This window comes from Microtetraspora fusca (assembly GCF_001570365.1).
GTDB classification, from domain to species: Bacteria; Actinomycetota; Actinomycetes; order Streptosporangiales; family Streptosporangiaceae; genus Microtetraspora; species Microtetraspora fusca.
On the sequence record NZ_BBYK01000083.1, the window covers coordinates 1 to 19,319 of the forward strand.

The 19,319-nt window shown below is 67.5% G+C and carries 16 protein-coding genes; 12 read left to right on the top strand and 4 right to left on the bottom strand.

Annotated features, from left to right (window positions below):
- Positions 1–905 precede the first annotated feature (905 nt).
- The 6 genes from AWQ68_RS37395 (at position 906) to AWQ68_RS45490 (ending at position 11,369) form a co-directional block, all read left to right on the top strand.
- Positions 906–2,171 (top strand): trypsin-like serine peptidase, encoded by a 1,266-nt coding sequence (locus AWQ68_RS37395; RefSeq protein WP_066950593.1) that lies wholly within the window; start codon positions 906–908, stop codon positions 2,169–2,171.
- Positions 2,172–2,701: 530 nt separating this feature from the next.
- Positions 2,702–3,949, top strand: a complete 1,248-nt coding sequence (locus AWQ68_RS37400; RefSeq protein ID WP_066950597.1) for a trypsin-like serine peptidase — start codon at positions 2,702–2,704, stop codon at positions 3,947–3,949.
- An 819-nt stretch (positions 3,950–4,768) separates the two neighbouring features.
- Complete coding sequence (locus AWQ68_RS45485; protein ID WP_245656501.1) at positions 4,769–6,433, top strand: trypsin-like serine peptidase; 1,665 nt, start codon at positions 4,769–4,771, stop codon at positions 6,431–6,433.
- A gap of 269 nt (positions 6,434–6,702) precedes the next feature.
- Positions 6,703–7,875, top strand: coding sequence for a trypsin-like serine peptidase (locus AWQ68_RS37410; protein WP_066950600.1), 1,173 nt, complete (start codon positions 6,703–6,705; stop codon positions 7,873–7,875).
- Positions 7,876–7,999: 124 nt separating this feature from the next.
- The gene (locus AWQ68_RS37415) at positions 8,000–9,100 is read left to right on the top strand and encodes a trypsin-like serine peptidase (protein WP_066950602.1); all 1,101 of its coding nucleotides are present in this window, start codon (positions 8,000–8,002) and stop codon (positions 9,098–9,100) included.
- A gap of 739 nt (positions 9,101–9,839) precedes the next feature.
- Entirely contained in the window at positions 9,840–11,369 is a 1,530-nt protein-coding gene (locus tag AWQ68_RS45490) for a trypsin-like serine peptidase (protein WP_066950605.1), read from the top strand.
- A 166-nt stretch (positions 11,370–11,535) separates the two neighbouring features.
- On the opposite strand, the gene AWQ68_RS37425 is transcribed toward AWQ68_RS45490, so the two are convergent.
- Positions 11,536–12,720 carry an NAD(P)-dependent malic enzyme gene (locus AWQ68_RS37425; protein WP_066950608.1) on the bottom strand — a complete coding sequence of 395 codons (1,185 nt, stop codon included), beginning with the start codon at positions 12,718–12,720 and terminating at the stop codon, positions 11,536–11,538.
- Positions 12,721–12,956: 236 nt separating this feature from the next.
- On the opposite strand from AWQ68_RS37425, the gene AWQ68_RS37430 reads away from it, so the two are divergent.
- Positions 12,957–13,547, top strand: coding sequence for a CGNR zinc finger domain-containing protein (locus AWQ68_RS37430; protein ID WP_245656503.1), 591 nt, complete (start codon positions 12,957–12,959; stop codon positions 13,545–13,547).
- Here AWQ68_RS37430 and AWQ68_RS37435 read toward each other — a convergent pair.
- Entirely contained in the window at positions 13,493–13,816 is a 324-nt protein-coding gene (locus tag AWQ68_RS37435) for a S24 family peptidase (RefSeq protein ID WP_084464841.1), read from the bottom strand. The two genes, AWQ68_RS37430 and AWQ68_RS37435, sit on opposite strands and share 55 nt — an antisense overlap.
- A gap of 80 nt (positions 13,817–13,896) precedes the next feature.
- Between AWQ68_RS37435 and sodN the strand changes: the two genes are divergently transcribed.
- The 3 genes from sodN (at position 13,897) to AWQ68_RS37450 (ending at position 15,723) form a co-directional block, all read left to right on the top strand.
- Positions 13,897–14,301, top strand: a complete 405-nt coding sequence (gene sodN / locus AWQ68_RS37440; RefSeq protein WP_066950610.1) for a superoxide dismutase, Ni — start codon at positions 13,897–13,899, stop codon at positions 14,299–14,301.
- 199 nt (positions 14,302–14,500) lie between these two features.
- Entirely contained in the window at positions 14,501–14,926 is a 426-nt protein-coding gene (locus AWQ68_RS37445) for an ATP-binding protein (RefSeq protein WP_066950612.1), read from the top strand.
- A 17-nt stretch (positions 14,927–14,943) separates the two neighbouring features.
- Entirely contained in the window at positions 14,944–15,723 is a 780-nt protein-coding gene (locus tag AWQ68_RS37450; protein ID WP_174550665.1) for an RNA polymerase sigma factor SigF, read from the top strand.
- A 20-nt stretch (positions 15,724–15,743) separates the two neighbouring features.
- Here the strand turns inward: AWQ68_RS37450 and AWQ68_RS37455 are convergent, their stop codons facing one another.
- Complete coding sequence (locus AWQ68_RS37455; RefSeq protein WP_066950615.1) at positions 15,744–16,139, bottom strand: hypothetical protein; 396 nt, start codon at positions 16,137–16,139, stop codon at positions 15,744–15,746.
- 59 nt (positions 16,140–16,198) lie between these two features.
- On the opposite strand from AWQ68_RS37455, the gene AWQ68_RS37460 reads away from it, so the two are divergent.
- Complete coding sequence (locus tag AWQ68_RS37460) at positions 16,199–17,191, top strand: diacylglycerol/lipid kinase family protein (protein WP_066950617.1); 993 nt, start codon at positions 16,199–16,201, stop codon at positions 17,189–17,191.
- A gap of 279 nt (positions 17,192–17,470) precedes the next feature.
- Complete coding sequence (locus tag AWQ68_RS37465; protein ID WP_066950619.1) at positions 17,471–17,725, top strand: WhiB family transcriptional regulator; 255 nt, start codon at positions 17,471–17,473, stop codon at positions 17,723–17,725.
- A gap of 120 nt (positions 17,726–17,845) precedes the next feature.
- Here AWQ68_RS37465 and AWQ68_RS37470 read toward each other — a convergent pair whose 3' ends face one another.
- A complete protein-coding gene (locus AWQ68_RS37470) occupies positions 17,846–19,309 on the bottom strand; it encodes a sensor histidine kinase (protein WP_066950621.1) in 1,464 nt (487 codons plus the stop codon).
- Between the last annotated feature and the right edge of the window lie 10 nt (positions 19,310–19,319).

Below are 19,319 nucleotides of genomic sequence, written 5' to 3' on the forward strand. Positions count from 1 at the left end.
AGGGGTCCAAACCCTGATCCATACCTGCTTCATCGAAGGGCCCGGCTCTCCAGCCGGGCCCTTTCGTTTTGGCCTGAAGCCATAGAGGCACTGCTCGCCCCCGGCCCGCCAACAAGCGGCGGCTGAGCACTGCGGCTCGTCCGTCTCACCACGCTCCCCCGAAACCCCACGGCCACGGCCCCCTTCACGATCACCGTGGTCGTCGCGGCCTCTGTCCGCCGAGGAGCGTCCCCGTCGTTCCCTGTACGCCCCGATGGTTCTCCTCGACAGGAGCAGCGGCTCCGCCGGGGACGGTGACTCAGAACCGGAAGCCGCGGCATTCCGGACAGCGTGGACGAGGGGCGCTGTCCCCCGTAAGCCGGATCGATCGTTGCCGTGACAGCCTGCCCGCTGGCGATTCGCCGCCAGAGACACCTTCTTTCCCCATTTTCGGACGGCGTCAAATAGGCGACCTTCCGCGACCGCTGATCACGATCAGAGCACCGGCGACACCACGACAGAGCGGGGCGACGGCGGATGACCCCGTTCGACTGAGGCTCCGGCGACGCATCTCCGGAGGCGCCGCGTTTGCGGGGGCGCGTTAGACGCGAGACAAGCCGCTTCGGTGCCATGTCGGAAATGTGTTTTACGTCACACAGCCATTTTTCAGGGTCTTTCGGATGTAACGACTTCGCCGCGACGCTCTCGCCCAGGATCGCGGCGTTGATCTGCGGAGATGGAGGGCGCCCGGCCCTCTAGATCAGATTCGAACGTAAGGTCACGGAAAGATCTCTCCGCTCCCTGTGGCGGTCCGGCTCCACCTGACGGCTTTCCTCGCGAAAGATCGCGCCGGTATGTTTCCGGTCATCCCTTTACTGACGCATGGGGCGCAGGATGCGTTCCACGACAGCGCAAGGAGTTCCCTCATGAAGCGCACTCTCGCCTTCGGTGGCCTCGTCGCCACCGCCGGCCTCCTGGCCGCCGGCCTGGCCGCCCCGGCCCAGGCCGCCGGCGACGTGGCCAGCACCCCGCTGGCCGCCAACAAGATCGCCGCCCAGAACGTCGCGGCGTTCTGGACCGCGGAGAACGCGGCCAACCTGATCCAGGCCACGCCGTACAACGTCGAGACCCAGGTCTCGGCCAAGCACGTCTCGACTGGTGGTCCGGCTGCTGACAGCAAGCCTGGCGTCGTCCCGGCCATTGGCGACGAGAAGAAGACCGCCACGAAGTCGAAGAACGTCAACCTCCCGAAGACCACCGGCAAGGTGTTCTTCCTCGGTGCCGACGGCAACCCGCACTGGTGCACCGCGACCTCGGTGCAGTCCTCGTACAAGAACCTGGTCGCGACCGCCGGTAGCTGCGTCTACGACACCAAGAGCAACAAGGCCACCCTGGACCACTGGATCTTCGTGCCTGGCTACTACCAGGGCAAGACCCCGTGGGGCATCTACGTGGGTAAGCAGGCCTTCACCCACTACGACTTCGACGTCTACGAGGACGGCGACCGCGACTACGCCTTCGTGACCGTCTACAACGGTCTGAAGTTCCCCGCCGGCGGCTTCAAGGACTTCAAGGGCATGTCCCGCGAGGAGCGGAAGCAGTACGTGGGCTTCCAGCAGGTCGACAAGGCCACGTACGACGCCTACGTCGCTGCCGACACCGCCAACGACAAGAAGCCCGGCAAGGGCAAGCACGGCAAGCACGGCCGGGGCTACTACGAGGACAAGGACGAGCAGGGCAACCCGACCTACTTCGTCTACAAGTGGACCGACGCCGGCACCCTCGGCGGCAACGTCGGTGGCCAGGGCCTGGCCTACAACCAGAAGATCGGCAAGCCGGTCTTCGTGTTCGGCTACCCGAGCGGCTCCCACCCGGACGGCAACCAGGCCTTCTCCGGCAAGACCCTCAAGTGGAGCTACGGCAAGACCTTCGCCGCCACCGCCCCCTCCATCAAGGGCGAGGAGCTGCAGGGCGTCAAGTCCTCCTTCACCGGTGAGGGCTCGCTCGGCTCCGCGTGGCTGCTCAACTACAGCAACACCCGCCGCGTCGGTTACCTGAACGGTGTCACCATCGCGGTGGCCGACCGTGACGGCAACAAGCGGATCGACACCAGCCTCTCCCCGTACTTCGACGGCGAGACCTACGGCGTCTACAACGCGGCCAAGAACAACTGGTCCGGCTCGATCGCCTAGTTCCCGGCCTGCGGGAACCAGGTGGTCACGGGCCAGGGGTCCAAACCCTGGTCCAACCGCCTGACTCACACAGGGCTCGGCTTCCAGCCGGGCCCTGTGCCTTTCTCTGGAGACGTCTGGGTGGAACGGCGGGCGCGCCGCCTTCCCTCTCGATATGCTCCAGACAACCGAAGGCCCCGGGGCATCCACCCCGGGGCCTTCGCCGTTCTTGGGCCCCTTAGACGTGACCACACGTCGGTTCGGTGCCATCTCACCTATGTGATTTAGCTCACACGATCCATGATCGCTGACTGCGGGGTCACACCGTCATCAAAGCGAGCACTTCACTCTTGATCTGCCCATATGTCATCCGGCGGGCAAATGACTTCCTTCCGAAGGAAGGTAACGGAACGATCACGTCGAGAGGGCGGCGGAATGACCTGATTGAAGTCGCTTCCACGCCGGAAGATCGCGGCTGTATGTTTCCGCCATCCCTTTACTGACGCATGGGGCGCAAGAGGCGTCCCACGACAGCGCAAGGAGTTCCCCCCATGAAGCGCGCTATCGCGTTCGGCGGTGTCATCGCCGCCACCGGTCTGCTGGCCGCCGGTCTGACCTCCCCCGCCCAGGCCGCCGGCGACGTCGCCAGCAAGCCGCTCGCCTCCACCGGCATCGCGGCGAAGAACATCGTGGCCTACTGGTACGCCGAGGACTCGGCGAACCTGAAGGGCGCCACGCCGTACAACGTCGAGACCAAGGCCGTCGCCAAGCACGTCTCCAAGGGCGGCCCGGCTCCCGACAGCAAGCCGGGCATCGTGCCGGCCATCGGCGACGAGAAGAAGGCCGCCGCCAAGTCGAAGAACGTCAACCTGCCGAAGACCACCGGCAAGGTGTTCTTCAAGGGTGGCGACGGCCAGCCGCACTGGTGCACGGCCACCTCGGTGCAGTCCGCGTACAAGAACCTGGTCGCGACCGCCGGTAGCTGCGTCTACGACACCGTGTCCAACAAGGCCACGATGGACTACTGGGTCTTCGTGCCGGGTTACTACCAGGGCAAGACCCCGTGGGGCATCTACGTCGGTAAGCAGGCCTTCACGCACTACGACTTCGACGTCTACGAGGACGCCGACCGTGACTACGCCTTCGTGACCGTTTACAACGGCCTCAAGGCGCCGCACGACGGTGTGCCGCACGGCGACGACAAGCCGAAGAAGAACAACACCGGCGGTGAGGGCTGGGAGAACATCGGCGGCTGGCAGGAGGTCTCCAAGGAGGTCTTCGACCAGTACCGCGACTGGGACAGCTTCCACGGCGACACCCACGAGTACAGGGACCCCAAGGACGGCAAGGTCCACTACTTCATCTGGAAGTTCGAGGACGCGGGTGCCCTGGGCGCCAACGTCGGTGGACAGGGTCTGGCCTACAACCAGAAGGTCGGCAAGCCGGTCTTCGTCTTCGGCTACCCGAGCGGCTCGCACCCGGACGGCAACCACGCCTACTCCGGCCACACGCTCAAGTGGACCTACGGCAAGACCTTCGCCGTCCAGGTTCCGGCCATCAAGGGCGAGGAGCTCGTCGGCACCAAGTCGTCGTTCACCGGTGAGGGCGCCCTCGGCTCCGCGTGGCTGGTGAACTACAACAACGGTCGCCGCCTGGGCTACCTGAACGGTGTGACCATCGGCGTCTCCGACACCGACGGCAACAACCGTTACGACACCAGCTTCTCGCCGTACTTCGACGGTGAGCTGTACGGCGTCTACTCCGCGGCCAAGAACAACTGGTCCGGCTCGATCGCCTAGTCTCCGCTCACGGAAACACAGCGATCCCATGAGAGCAGGGGTCCAAACCCTGCTCTCACAATCGCATCACCCACAGGGCCCGGCTCTCCAGCCGGGCCCTGTGCCTTTTCGGCGGCACCCCTGCCGGAAAGCACGAGAAGTGCCACAGGAAACGCGGAAAGGACGTCACCGGCCTTTATCCCGGCCATCCCCTCGTGGAGGGTGCCGATATCCGTGTGAGCGAGACGTAGGGGTCTCAAGGGGCCGTTTGAGCTCCTCCGAGGAGGGCGTGGCCGAGGGCCGGAGGCGCTGGTCAACAGGGACGTCCCGGCGAAACCCGGATGCGGGATCGGAGAACGGCACCCGTTCCACGTACCCACGTCATTTCCTCCGAGCATCGGCGAACCGGCGCCGGAAACCGCTACGTCGCCGACGATTCTTCGTGGCGAAACGTCTACCGGCTCAGCGAGGAAAGCCGTGGAACAACGGCCCTCGTTTCACCGCGCCACGCGGCTGCGGGCGGAAACTCTTCCACCGTCATCAACGGACGCGGCCCTTCCTGGAGCGGAAACTCTTCCAGCCGCACGCGACCGCAATCGCCATCCGTCCTTATGTCCGTGGAAAGTTGTCAGTGGAAGGCCCCGTCGCCGACTTTCCGCCCGCGGAGACCGCCATTGCGGAGCCGTCCTCGGGGGGCCTCACCGCGTCCCGGCCCCTCGAACGGGTGGCCAGTAGTCGTTCCCAAGTCAGCTCCAAGTGCCCCCACATATGTTGCGTTACATCCCTTTCCTGACGGATGGGACGCAAGTGGCGTCCCACGACAGACCAAGGACAATTCAGATGAAGCGCACTGTGGCATTCGGCGGCCTGGTCGCCGTCGGCGGCCTGCTCGCGGCCGGCCTCGCCGTCCCCGCCAACGCCCAGACCCCGAAGGACGAGGTCCCCACCGTCGTCCTGGCCAACACCAACCTGGCCGCCCGGCAGATCGCCGCCTTCTGGTACGGCGAGCGCCTGGCGAACCTGATCGCCGCCACGCCGTACAACGTGGAGACCAAGGTCGTCGTCAAGCACGTCTCCAAGGGCGGGCCCGCGGCCGACAGCAAGCCGGGCATCGTGCCGGCGATCGGCGACGAGAAGAAGGCCGTCGCCAAGTCGAAGAACGTCAACCTGCCCAAGACCACCGGCAAGGTGTTCTTCATCGGCGCGGACCACAGGCCGCACTGGTGCTCGGCCACCTCGGTCCAGGCCAACTACCGCAACCTGGTCGCCACCGCAGGCCACTGCGTGTACGACACCGAGTCCAACAAGGCCACCCTCGACAAGTGGGTGTTCATCCCGGGCTACTACCAGGGCAAGACCCCGTGGGGCATCTACGTCGGCAAGCAGGCCTTCACCCACTACGACTACGACGTCTACGAGGACGGCGACCGCGACTACGCGTTCGTGACCGTCTACAACGGCGTCCTGCCGGTCGCGGCCGACAAGGAGCGCTACCAGAAGACGTGGAAGACCGAGGCTCTGGCCAAGGCCGACAAGGCCAGGATCGAGAACGACAAGACCACGGGGTACTCGGAGGTCGGGATCGAGGCCGTCCTCACCGGGGACGTCGTCGCGCCGGGGACCGCCGAGTCGCGGAAGGTCGAGAACATCGCGGTCACCGAGTTCAAGCGCCTCAACCCGGGCAAGGACCTGGGCGGCAACGGATCGTGGACCGACGGCACCGGTGCGTCGGCCCCCGTGGAGATCACCAAGGACGCCTACGGGCGCGATGTGGAGTCCTACGTCAGCGACGACGGAAAGACCTACTTCTTCCGCAAGGAGATCAAGGTAATCCCCGCCAGCGCCATGGCGCCCAAGGAGCCCGGCGAGGGCGGCGGCAACGGCGGCGGTGGCGGACGGCCCGGCGGCGGCAACGGCAACCCGGGCGGCGGTAACCCCGGTGGCGGCAACCCGGGTGGCGGCACGGGCGGCGGCACCGGTGGCGGCCAGTCCAAGGAGTACAAGTACTTCAAGCGGACCTTCTGGGCCAACTACGACCTGGACTACCAGGTCTCCGCGAAGTACCTCTCCGTCGGCCTGAAGGACGTCGGGCGGCTGGGTGACAACGTCGGCGGGCAGGGCCTGGCCTACAACCAGAAGCTCGGCGGGCCCGTGTACGTCTTCGGCTACCCGAGCGGCTCCCAGCCCGACGGCAACTACGCCTTCACCGGCAAGACCCTCAAGTGGACCTACGGCAAGACCTTCCCGGTCCAGGCCCCGGCCATCAAGGGCGAGGAGCTCGTCGGCACCAAGTCGTCCTTCACCGGCGAGGGCGCCATCGGCTCGTCCTGGCTGCTGAAGTACAACAACGGCCGCCGCCTCGGCTACCTCAACGGTGTGACCATCGGCGTCTCCGACACCGACGGCAACAACCGCTACGACACCAGCATCTCGCCCTACTTCGACGGTGAGACCTACGGCGTCTACAAGTTCGCCGCCAACCTCTGGTCCGGCAAGATCGTCTGACCCGGGTCCGGCGCAGGACGCCGATCTCCGAGGCCGGAGTCGACGCTGAGGTAAAGGGATGCCCCTCAGACAGGCAGGGGGAGTCCGGCCAGTCGACCGGGGCGTGACGCGCCCGTCACGATCTCGTACGGCACTCTCCCACTGCCTGAGCACAGGGCCTGGCGCGCAGCCAGGCCCTGTGTCATGTCATGGCAAATGAACGGTAATCTTCCTCTTTACCGAGGTAACGGGCGCTGCCAGCGTCCACGCAGAGAGCGCAAGGAGCGTCCGTGAAGCGCGTCGTCCTGGCCGCCACGCGTACGGCGGCCGTCGCCGGGATGCTCTGTGCCGCCACGCTCGCCATCTCCGGCCCGCCCGCACACGCGTACGACATCGCCGCCACCCGCCCCCTCGCCACGGAGGCCCAGGTCCCCTCCGTGCTGGCGTACTGGCTCGGCGGCGACGGCCGCGCCCTCACCGCCGCCACGCCGTACGTGTTGCGACTGAAGGTGACCGCGCGCCAGACGGAGCGCGGCGCGACGGCGGACGGCAAGCGGGGCGGCGTACGGCCCGCCGACAGCAGCCCGGCGGAGGGGAAGGCCGGGCCCGGAAAGACCGCGGACGGAAAAACCGACGCGAAGCCGGAGGGCGGCAAACTCGCCCAGGACGCGACCGATCCGGACCGGACGGCACAGGACGGGAACGGCACGGCCGGCTCCAAGAACGTCAACCTGCCCCGGACCACGGGCCGGGTCTTCTTCGTCGGATCCGACGACAAGCCCCACTGGTGCTCCGGCACCTCGGTCCAGGCCGCGCACCGCAATCTCGTCGCCACCGCCGGGCACTGCGTCTTCGACACCGAGACCGACAGCGCGCCGATGCGAAACTGGATCTTCATCCCCGGCTACCAGCCGGGCGCGGTTCCCTTCGGCGTCTACGCGGGCAAGCAGGCGTTCACCCACCACGACTTCGCGACGTACCGGGACCTCGACCGCGACTACGCCTTCGTCGCCGTCCACAACGGCCTCACGCCGCAGTCGTCGCGCACTCCGGGACGCGTCATCAAGCTGGCCGACGGCGGCCGACTGGGCGACGGCGTCGGGGGCCAGGGGCTCGCCTACAACCAGGAGCTCGGCCGCAGGACCGCCGTCTTCGCACATTCCATGCCACCGGTGCGCGGTGCGACGTTCCCGCTCCAGGATCCGTCCATCCGCGCGGACGCTCTGCTCGGCCTGAAGTCGTCCCGGACGGCCGACGGCTCGTCCTGGCTGATCGGCTACCGCAAGTCCGGGCGGCTGGGCTATCTGAACGGCGTCACCATCGCCATGTCCGGCGGCGCCGCCGTGTCGCCCTATTTCGACGGCGAGCTCTACAGCGTCTACGTCGCGGCCCGGAAGGTCCACTCCGGCACGGTGCCCGGCGGCGTCTTCCGCGACGGCGCAAACGAGATCAACATTCTGTAACAAACCGCTCCGCATATATCAGGACATGGGGGTTCCTGAAGGGGTGCTGTAGGTTTTTTACCATCCCTTTACTGACGATATGGGGCGCAGTAGCGGCCCTCATCAGCGCAAGGAGCGAACCCTCATGCAGAAGCATCTGCTTCTTCCCCTGGGCGGCCTCGCCGCCACCGGCCTCCTGGCCGCCGCCCTGGTAACCCCCGCCACGGCCGCGTCCACCGTGTCGAAGGCCAAGCTCGCCTCCCCCGCGAACGCCGCGGACATCATCGACTTCTGGACCTCCGACAGCGGCGCCAACCTCAAGGCCGCCCAGGCGTACGGCGCCGAGCACAAGCGCGTGCCGAAGCACGTCTCCACCGGCGGACCCGCCGCCGACGGCAAGCCGGGCGTCGTGCCGGCGATCGGCTACGAGAAGGTGGCCGGCGGCAAGTCCAAGAACGTCAACCTGCCCAAGACCGTGGGCCGCGCGTTCTTCGTCATCGGCAACGACCTCTACGCCTGCTCCGCGTCGGCGATCCAGTCGCAGTACCGCAACCTGGTCGCCACCGCCGGCCACTGCGTCTACGACCTCGACAGCAACCGGCAGACCGTGAGCAAGTGGGTCTTCGTCCCCGGCTACTACGACGGCAAGGCCCCGTGGGGTGTCTACGTCGGCAAGCAGGCGTTCACGCACTACGACTTCGACGTCTACGAGGACCTCGACCGCGACTACGCCTTCGTCACGGTCTACAACGGCATCGGGTACGACGCCAAGAAGGAGGCGTTCGTCGACCTCGGCCCGCTCGGCTCCAACGCCGGCGGCCAGGGCTTCGCGTACAACCAGAAGGTCGGCCAGCCGGTCTTCGCCTTCGGCTACCCGGCCGCGCCGCACGACGACGGCAACTACGTCTTCACCGGCGAGAAGATGAAGTGGTGCTACGGCAAGCCCGTCTACCCGGTCGTCGAGAGCAGCGTGAAGGTCGAGGAGCAGATCGGCCTCAAGTGCTCGATGACCGGCGGTTCCTCCGGCGGCCCCTGGATCCTCAAGTACAACAGCAACCGTCGCCTCGGCTACATCAACGGCGTGACCAGCCTCGGCGGTGACACCGACGGCAACCACCGCAGCGACATGATCACCTCGGCCTACTTCGACGGTGAGACCTACGGCGTGTACCGCACCGCCTACTCCCTCTGGTCCGGCTCGCTGGTCAAGAAGGACGGCTCGATCGGCATCACCGAGACGAAGTAACGCGGACGCCCTCCGCGCGCCTTCCTGAGGCGCCGTTCGGCGAAAGCGCAGCCGGAAGTGCCCGCGGCCTCCGACGCGCGTTTTCCCGAACGGCGCCTTTTCCCATGGCGTTCTCCGGTACGGCGTTCTTTCGAGGCGTTCTCCGGTACGGCGTCCTTCCTGAGGGGCGTTCTTCCAAGGCGCTCTCGGGTACGGCGTTCCTCTTGAGGGGCGTTCTTTCACGAGGCCCGGCTCAGGCCGGGCCTCTTCTCATGTCCGCGTTCCCGGTGACGGATCCCCAGGCGCCCCGGCCCCACACGATGGGCCGACACGCTGACGGCAACCCGCCGCACTGGCCCCCAGGCCGGGTCAGCAAATCACGACAAATCCGACAATCGGGCACCCCTGAAGAGGCCACACCGGCGGCGCCCCCTCGGCTCGCGATCGCCTCACCCCTCTCGCCAAACTGTGACTCTTGTCACACCCAAAAAATGCAACCTTTTCCGGACTTCGTGAACCACCCCCGCCCCGAATGCGGCCCCTATCTGCCCATCTGGGGAAATATCTCTTTTCGGTACCAACTCCCTGTGAGTCGAAAAATACCTGTTTGATAACGCTGAGATCACAGGATGCTGTGAGCCGAAGAGGCGCCCAAACAGCCCTTTGGGGGTCGAGATCTTCGCTGTAGGGTCCCGGTCATCCCTTTACTGACGGTTGGAACGCAGAGGCGTTCCACGACAGCGCGAGGAGCGAACCCCCAATGAAGAAGCGCATGCTTCTCCCCCTCGGCGGCGTCGCCGCCGCCGGACTCCTGAGCTCCGCCATGGTCACCCCCGCCCACGCCGCCGGTGACGTCGCCGCCAAGCCCCTGGCGAGCCAGACGCTCGCCTGGGAGATCGCCGCCTTCTGGTACGGCGAGGACAAGGCCAACCTGATCGGCGCCACGCCGTACAACGTGGAGACCAAGGTCGTCGCCAAGCACGTCTCGACCGGCGGCCCGTCCGCGGACACCAAGCCCGGACTCGTGCCCGCGATCGGCGACGAGAAGAAGTCGACCGTCCGGTCCAAGAACGTCAACCTGCCCAAGACCACCGGCAAGGTGTTCTTCATCGGCGGCGACGGCGAGCCGCACTGGTGCACCGCGACCTCGGTGCAGTCCGGCTACCGCAACCTGGTCGCCACCGCCGGCCACTGCGTGTACGACACCGAGTCGAACAGCCAGACGCTCGACAAGTGGGTCTTCATCCCGGGTTACTACCAGAGCAAGACCCCGTGGGGCATCTACGTCGGCAAGCAGGCCTTCACGCACTACGACTACGACGTCTACGAGGACGGCGACCGCGACTACGCCTTCGTCACCGTCTACAACGGTGTCCTCCCGGACAACTCCGGCGCCGAGGTCAGCGAGTCGGAGTACCGCAAGTACCCGCGCACCCCCGACCTGCGTCAGCCCGAGGTCCGGGTGTACGAGACCAAGGCCGAGGCGCTCGCCCACAAGGGCAAGGGCAAGGTCGAGGAGATCGTCGACACCGACCACGTGGTGGCGCACGACACCCCGGGCTCGTCCGACTGGATCGGCATCACCCGTGCGGAGTACCTCCGCCTCACCGGGGGCGCGGAGGAGCAGATCGCCGGCAAGGTCGAGCGGAAGGACACCAAGCTGACCGCCGACGACCCGGCGGTGAAGGGCAAGACGCTCCCCTACGCCAGCTCGGACGGCAAGAAGTACTACTGGAAGAAGGAGATCAAGCCCGCCGAGGGTGAGACTCCGGCCGAGTACGAGTACTACGTCAGCGAGTTCTGCGCGAACTACGACCTGGACTACAAGGTCACGCGGTACTTCGTGCGGACCTTCACCGACGTCGGCCGCCTCGGCGACAGGGTCGGCGGGCAGGGCCTGGCCTACAACCAGAAGATCGGCAAGCCGGTCCACGTCTTCGGCTACCCGAGCGGCTCCCACCCGGACGGCAACTACGCCTACACCGGCAAGACCCTCAAGTGGAGCTACGGCAAGACGTTCGCCGCCAAGGCTCCCGAGATCAAGGCCGAGGAGCTGGTCGGCGTCAAGTCCTCCTTCACCGGTGAGGGCTCGATCGGCTCGTCCTGGCTGCTCAACTACAACAACGGCCGCCGCCTGGGCTACCTGAACGGCGTCACCATCGGGCTGGCCGACACCGACAAGAACGACCGCATCGACACCAGCGTCTCGCCGTACTTCGACGGCGAGCTGTACGGCGTCTACAAGGCCGCGGCCAACCTCTGGTCCGGCAGCATCGTGCCGAAGTACTAGACCACCGGTTCCCCGGGCGGCGCGGTGCCCGCCGCCTGGCAACCCGTACGCGGCCGTCCGCGGCACCCGGACGGCCGCGTACACCGGACGGACCGGCGGGGCACGGCGAAGCGCCTCAAGAGAACGAAAGGGGGCCCGGCCACACGGCCGGGCCCCCTTTCCGATGTCAGCGGCGGGCGACGCCGTCCAGCCGGGCCTGCTCGGCCACGGCCGCGATCACGGCGGGCGCGACGCGGGGGTCGAACGGCGACGGGATCACGTAGTCCTCGGACAGGTCGTCCCCGACCACGGCCGCCAGCGCGTTGGCGGCGGCCACCTTCATGTTCTCGGTGATGGTCCTGGCGCGAACGTCGAGGGCGCCGCGGAACACGCCCGGGAAGGCGAGCACGTTGTTGATCTGGTTCGGGAAGTCGGACCGGCCGGTCGCCACCACGCGCGCGTGCCGCCGGGCCACCTCGGGGTGGACCTCCGGCGTCGGGTTCGACAGCGCGAAGACGATCGCGTCCGGGGCCATCGACATGATGGCCTCCTCGGTCACCGTCGAGCCCGACAGGCCGATGAACACGTCGGCGCCGCTGAGGGCCTCCTCGGTGGAGCCGGTGAAACCGGTCCTGTTGGTGTCCCTGGCCAGGGCCTCCTTGACGGGGTTGAGGCCGTCCCGCCCGGTGTAGATCACTCCCTTGGAGTCCGCCACGGCGACATCGCCGATGCCGGCGCCCAGCAGGATGCGCGTCACCGCCACGCCGGACGCGCCGGCGCCCGCGATGACCGCGCGCAGGTCGCCCAGAGAGCGTCCGGTCAGCCGGGCGGCGTTCTGCAGCGCCGCGAGGGCGACGATGGCCGTGCCGTGCTGGTCGTCGTGGAAGACCGGGATGTCGAGCAGCGAACGGAGCCGGTCCTCGACCTCGAAGCAGCGCGGGGCGCTGATGTCCTCCAGGTTGATGCCGCCGAACGAGGGCGCGAGCCGGACCACGGTCTCGACCAGCGCGTCCACGTCGGTGCAGTCGAGGCAGATCGGCACGGCGTCGACGCCCGCGAATTCCTTGAACAGCAGCGCCTTGCCCTCCATCACCGGCATCGCGGCGGCCGGGCCGATGTCGCCGAGGCCGAGGACCGCGGTGCCGTCGGAGACCACCGCGACGACGTTCGACACCCAGGTGTAGTCGTTCACCAGCTCGGGAGTGTCGGCGATGGCGGTGCAGACCCGGGCGACGCCCGGCGTGTACGCCAGGGAGAGATCGTCGGCGTCACGGACCGGGATGGTGGAGCGGACCTCCAGCTTTCCACCGCGGTGCAGGGCGAATGCAGGATCGACGTCGAGAGCGTCGAGAGAAGCGGGAGTAACAGTCACAGCGACCCCAGTGTCACGAGGAGTTCCTTCGGTAGACGCCGCGCAAGAGCGGTCCGGCCCGGGCTTCGGTAGCCGCCCGGCGGCCGTCGCCGTTGACGGTCGTCTCTTTGGGGGGTACGGGGGTCACCCGTTGTTTGATTGTGCCACATGATGAGATGGCGGCCCCGGAGGCGCAGGGGTTAACAAAGTGTCAGTTTTATTGCGTATGCAACCTAAGCCGCGGCATGTAATACTCGATGTCCGGTCTGATCACTTACAACCGTGGGTCGCACGTGGACTTCACCTCATATGCCAAGCTCGCCGTACTCCTTGTCAACGAGCACGACCGGCTGAGATCCCTCGATTCCCTGCGTGAACTGCTCACCGAGACCGGCCGAAAAGAGGCCGCCGCTCGTGCCACCCGCCGAGATCTCGACGCCATCTGCGAGCTGCGTGAGGAGCTGACGGGCGTCTTCGAGTCCGCGGCGCGGGGAGACGGAGCCGACGCGGTCGAGCGGCTGAACGGCCTCCTCGTCCGCCATCCCGTGCACCCGCAGATCTCCGGCCACGACGGCCAGCCGTGGCACATGCACCTGACCGAGGGCGGACGAGTTGCCGACACCCTCGCCGTCGGGTCGGTCATGGGCCTGGCGACGGTCGTCACCAGCCTCGGCATGGACCGCCTCGGCATCTGCCAGGCGCCGCTCTGCCGCAACGCCTACCTCGACACCTCGTCGAACCGGTCGCGCCGCTACTGCTCGGAGCGCTGCGCCAACCGCGTCAACGTCGCGAACTACCGGGCGCGTAAGCGCGGCACGGCGAGGCGGAAGGCGACGCGCGGCCAGTAGCGCAGCACCACCCGGCCGACGATGTCGGACTCCGGCACCGCGCCGAAGTCCCAGCTGTCCCGCCGTCCCGGCGCGTTCTGGTTGTCGCTCTCGAGCCACCAGCCCTCCCCGGTACGGCGGAACGCGCGCTTGACGATCAGGCCGTGCGTCCGCCGCGCCACCACCAGGTCACCCTCCCTCACGGCGGCGCTGCGCCGTACGAGCAGGCAGTCTCCGGGGCGCAGGACGGGCAGCATCGAATCGCCGACGACGCGCACCGTGGTGAACACATCCCCCTCCACACCTAGATTTCCGAGACGAGTAAGGTCGGTCTTGGACAGTGCTGTCACAGCATTAAGGAAGGATTCCGATGCTCGCACGACTGCTGCGGCCCAAGCACGAGGCGTCCGCCCACTGCGACCTGCCGTGCGGTGTTTACGACCCCGCCCAGGCCCGCATCGAGGCCGAGTCGGTCAAGGCCATCATGGCCAAGTACGCCGACAACGAGGACCCAGTGTTCCGTGCCCGCGCGCTCACCATCAAGGAGGAGCGCGCCGAGCTGGTCAAGCACCACCTTTGGGTGCTGTGGACCGACTACTTCAAGCCGCCGCACCTTGAGCAGTACCCCCAGCTTCACCAGCTGTTCTGGGACGCTACCAAGCTCGCGGGCGCCGCCGGTGCGAAGGGCACCGTCGACGTGGCGAAGGCCGACGACCTCCTGGGCAAGATCGACGAGATCGCGAAGATCTTCTGGGAGACCAAGGCCGCTGCCTGAGCTTGAGATCGTCCAGACCCCGCCCGGTCCACGACCGCGCGGGGTCCGGTGTTTTCCGGGCCGTCCGAACCGTGGAATTCCCCCGTGACGAGCTCCAAGATCGCGACAATCGGCGCGTCCCAGCCGAGCAAACGCGGTCGAGTGGCGGTAGGTTGCAGTGAGCGGCAGTGCGCCGGCTCGATATGGGGCGAGGAGGAACGTGACCGAGGAAACCGAGACGCCTGCGGTGGATCTGGCCGGGATCCGCGACGCTGTGAGTGTCCGGCTGCCCGCCGTGAGCGCCTATCTGTCAGTGCTGCGTACGGCTACCGCCGGGCTGGCCGCCCGGCTGGACTTCACCCTCGACCAGATCGAGGATCTCCGCATCGCGGTGGACGAGGCCTGCGCGATGCTCCTACGGCAGGCCGTACCCGGCACCGATCTGATCGCCGAGTTCGAGCTCACCGGAGAGGAGATGACGGTCCGGGTCGAGGTCAACACGGTCGGAGTGACCGCTCCCAAGCGCGACGACTTCGCCTGGATGGTGCTCACCGCGCTCGCCGACGACGTGGACGCCATCTCCGACTCCCCCGATCACATGGCGATCGTGCTGCGTAAGCGCCGAGGCGCAGCGAGGCCGGCGTGACGGAAAGGACGCGTGCCATGGCCTCCGGCGACTCGGCGGTGCCCGACCGCGTGCGTGCCCGCGCGCTTTTCGGGGAGCTCGTCGAGCTGCCGGCCGACGACCCGAGGCGTCAGCGCATCCGCGACGAACTCGTCGAGCTCCACCTCCCGCTGGTGGAGTACCTCGCCCGCCGGTTCCGCAACAGGGGCGAGTGGCTCGACGACCTCACCCAGGTCGCCACGATCGGCCTGATCAAGTCGATCGACCGCTTCGACCTGGGCCGCGGCGTCGAGTTCTCCACCTACGCGACCCCCACGATCGTCGGGGAGATCAAGCGGCATTTCCGCGACAAGGGCTGGGCGGTCCGGGTGCCGCGCCGGCTTCAGGAGCTCAAGCTGTCGCTCACCAAGGCGATCAGCGAGCTTTCGCAGCGGGAGAGCCGAGCGCCCACGGTCGCCGAGTTGGCGGCCCACCTGCAGATGACCGAGGAAGAGGTCCTCGAGGGCCTGGAGTCGGCCAACGCCTACTCCACCGTCTCCCTCGACGCGCCCGACTCGGGCGACGACGACGCGCCCGCCGTGTCCGACTCGCTCGGCATCGTGGACGAGTCACTGGAAGGCGTCGAGTACCGCGAGTCCCTCAAGCCGCTGCTGGAGCGGCTGCCTCCTCGGGAGAAGCGCATCCTGCTGCTGCGGTTCTTCGGGAACATGACGCAGTCGCAGATCGCGACGGAACTCGGCATCTCGCAGATGCACGTGTCCCGTCTCCTCGCCCGGACCCTCGCCCAGCTTCGCGAGGGCCTGACCGCGGAGGACTAGGTCCTCCCGGCCCGTCCGGCTCAGGACGGGTGCGGCCCGTCCTCGCCCATCAGCGCCTTCGTCGACGGCGGGGCGAGGAGCGTCACCAGGGCGATCGCGACGGCCAGCACCAGCGGCACTCCGTAGGCGTACTGCTGGGACTGGATCAACGTGATCGCCACGGGCAACGCGAAGATCTGGGCGATCACGCCCGGTCCCCTGCTCCAACGCAGCACCTGGAGAACCCCCCAGGCGACCCAGAGCAGGCCGAGGCCGACCAGGATCCCGAAGGCCGCGACGAAGATGGAGGTCACCACGTCGCTCGGCTGTCCGATCAGCGTCTCGACGGCGACGTAACCGCCGAGGATCAGGGCGGCGAGGCCCTCCACGGCCACGGCGGCGGAGGCGACGGTCAGGGTCAGGGGTCGGCTGCTCACAGCGGCCAACACTAACAACCTGGGCGGTAGGGCACGGTTCGTGCTCTACCCTTCAGGGCATGCGGGCTCTCCTTGTCGTCAACCCCAAGGCGACCTCGACCAACCATCGCACGCGTGACGTCCTGATGAGAGCGCTTGGCGCGGCCATGGATCTGACCGTCGAGGAGACCGGCTACCGGGGGCACGCGGCGATGATCGCCGCGACGGCGCACGCCAAGGGGTTCGACGCCGTCGCCGTGCTCGGTGGCGACGGCACCATCAACGAGACGGTCAACGGCCTGCTGCGCGGGCAGCCCTCCGCGACGGCGGCGGAGCGGCCCACATTGATCGTGATCCCCGGAGGGAGCGCGAACGTGTTCGCGCGGGCGCTCGGGCTGCCCAACAACCCGGTCGAGGCGACCGGAGCGGCCCTCGAGGCGCTACGGGACGGCCGGCGGCGCACGATCGGGCTCGGCGAAGCCGTTTGGGACCACGATGTTTCACACGGCGACGCAGGGGCAGTGTCGCCGTCAGGCCCGCACGGGTCACGTTATTTCACATTCTGCGCTGGGCTCGGGTACGACGCCGAGGTCGTCCGGGCCGTCGAGGGGTTGCGAAGCGCCGGCTGCAAGGCGACGCCCGCCCTGTACGTCAAGACGGCGGTCAACCACTACTTCCTGACCGATCGCCGCCGTCCGGCCATGGTGCTGGAGCGTCCGCGGCAGGCGCCGCAGAGCCGGATCTTCATGGCGATCGTGTCCAACGCCTCGCCGTGGACCTACGCCGGGTCCCGCCCGATCAACCCGACGCCGTGGGCCGGGTTCGAGACGGGGCTGGACCTGCTGGCGCTGCGGAAGATGAGGTTGAGCACGGTCCTCGGACTGGTACGGCAGATCATCGGGGAGCGGTCGGGTCTGCCCATGGGTCGGCATCTGGTCCAGGCCCACGATGAGGAGGAGTTCACCCTTTCCGCCTCCCGTCCGGTCGCCTTCCAGTTGGACGGCGACTACCTGGGAGAACGCGAACGGGTGCTTTTCCGGTCTATCCCGGATGCATTACAAGTCCTCGTCTAGCCCGTTACATGCCGTCATAGTGTGACGAATCCGACAGCCATAACCGGCAAAACCTTCTCCCAAACCTCTTGTGCGGTCTTGGCGTCCCTGAAAAGCTGAATGCGACGTCGGAACGTAGGACCTTTCCGGGAGCCACCGCTCCCTGGAGGCCCCGGCGATCAACGGACCCAGCCCGGCACTACCCGTGTTCCGGGCGAAAGTTCACAGCAGTTAGTGAAAGACTTCACAAAGTTGACGGTCAGGAGCCGCGGAGGCTCCACTTACGAAGGAGTGGAACGCATGGACTGGCGCCACCGCGCTGCCTGCCGTGACGTGGATCCCGAGCTTTTCTTCCCGATCGGCAACACCGGCCCCGCGCTCATGCAGATCGAAGAGGCGAAGCAGGTATGCCGGCAGTGCTCCGTCATGGAGCTGTGCCTCAAGTGGGCACTGGAGTCCGGTCAGGACGCCGGCGTCTGGGGCGGGATGAGCGAGGACGAGCGGCGCGCGCTCAAGCGCCGGACCGCCCGTGCCCGCGCCCGCGCGAACGTCTGAATTTCTCCCCAGAGATCCAGAACTGAGACATCTCGCATACCGCCAAATACAACAGCCCTCTTTTTTCGCTGTTGTTTCGGTCACATGAAAGGCGAGGGTCGCGTCCAAGGGACGCGGCCCTTACCCCGTTTGTACGGGAATGCTGATCGTCACTTCGGTCCCGCCGCCCTCACGAGGCGCGATGGACAACCGTCCAGACAGCTCGCCGACCACGAGCGTGCGGACGATTTGTAGTCCGAGGCTGGTCGTCGCCTCCAGGTCGAAATCGGTGGGCAGGCCCTTTCCGTCGTCGGCCACCACCACCTCCAAGTGATTCGCGTCCCGCGACACGGTCACCTGGATGCTCCCGCTCGCGTGCTTGAAGCCGTGTTCCACCGCGTTCTGCAGCAGCTCGGTGAGCACCATCGCGATCGGCGTCGCCACCGCCGCCGGCAGCACGCCGAAGCTGCCGATCCGCTTGGGCGTCACGTGCGCCACCGAGACCTCGGCGGTCATGGCGACGACCCGGTCGGCGATGTCGTCGAACTCGACCATCTCCTCGGGCATCTGGGCCAGGATCTCGTGCACGATCGCGATCGAACCGACCCGCCTGACCGCCTCCTCCAGCGCCTCGCGCCCCTCGGGGTTGCCGAGCCTGCGGGCCTGCAGCCGCAGCAGCGCCGCCACCGTCTGCAGGTTGTTCTTCACCCGGTGGTGGATCTCGCGGATCGTGGCGTCCTTGGTCAGCAGCTCGCGCTCGCGGCGGCGCAGCTCGGTCACATCGCGGATGAGCACCAGCGCCCCGATCCGGCCGCCGCCGACCACGAGCGGGATCGCCCGCAGCAGCACGACGATGCCGCCGCGCTCGACCTCGGTCTCCCTCGGGGCCCGGCCGCTCGCGACGTGCATCAGGTCCTCGTTGATCGGCTCGTCGGAATAGCAGAGATCCGCCGTGGTGCGGCCCAGTTCCGCGCCGACCAGGTCCGCCTGCAGTCCGAGCCGCCGGTACGCCGAGAGCGCGTTGGGCGACGCGTACGTCACCCGGCCCGCCCGGTCGAGCCGGAGCAGGCCGTCGCCGACCCGGGGCGAGCGGACGAGGGTCGGCTCCTCCTCGGGGAACGGGAACCTGCCCTCGGCCACCATCTGGGCCATGTCCGAGGCGCTCTGCAGATAGGTCAGCTCCAGCCGGGACGGCGTACGGGCCGAGGACAGGTTGGTGGAGCGCTGGATGACGCCGATGAACTCGCCGTCCAGGCCGCGCCGTACGGGGATGGTCTCCTCGCGGACCGGCACCCCGCTGGACCAGTCCGGGTCGCCCTCACGGCAGATCCGGTGCTCGTTCCAGGCGGTGTCGATCAGGGGGCGCTCCCCCTCGGCCACGACCGCGCCGACGACGTCGTCGTGATAGACGGTGGGCCCGGTGGTCGGCCGCATCTGCGCGACGGCCACCCAGCCGGCCCCCTCTTTGCGCGGGATCCACAGGATGAGGTCGGCGAACGACAGGTCGGCCAACAACTGCCAGTCGGAGACGAGAGAGCGCATCCACTCGATGCCCGCGGCGTCGAGCGCGGTTTGGCGGGACACCATGTCGCTGAGAGTCGGCACCTCTGCATCA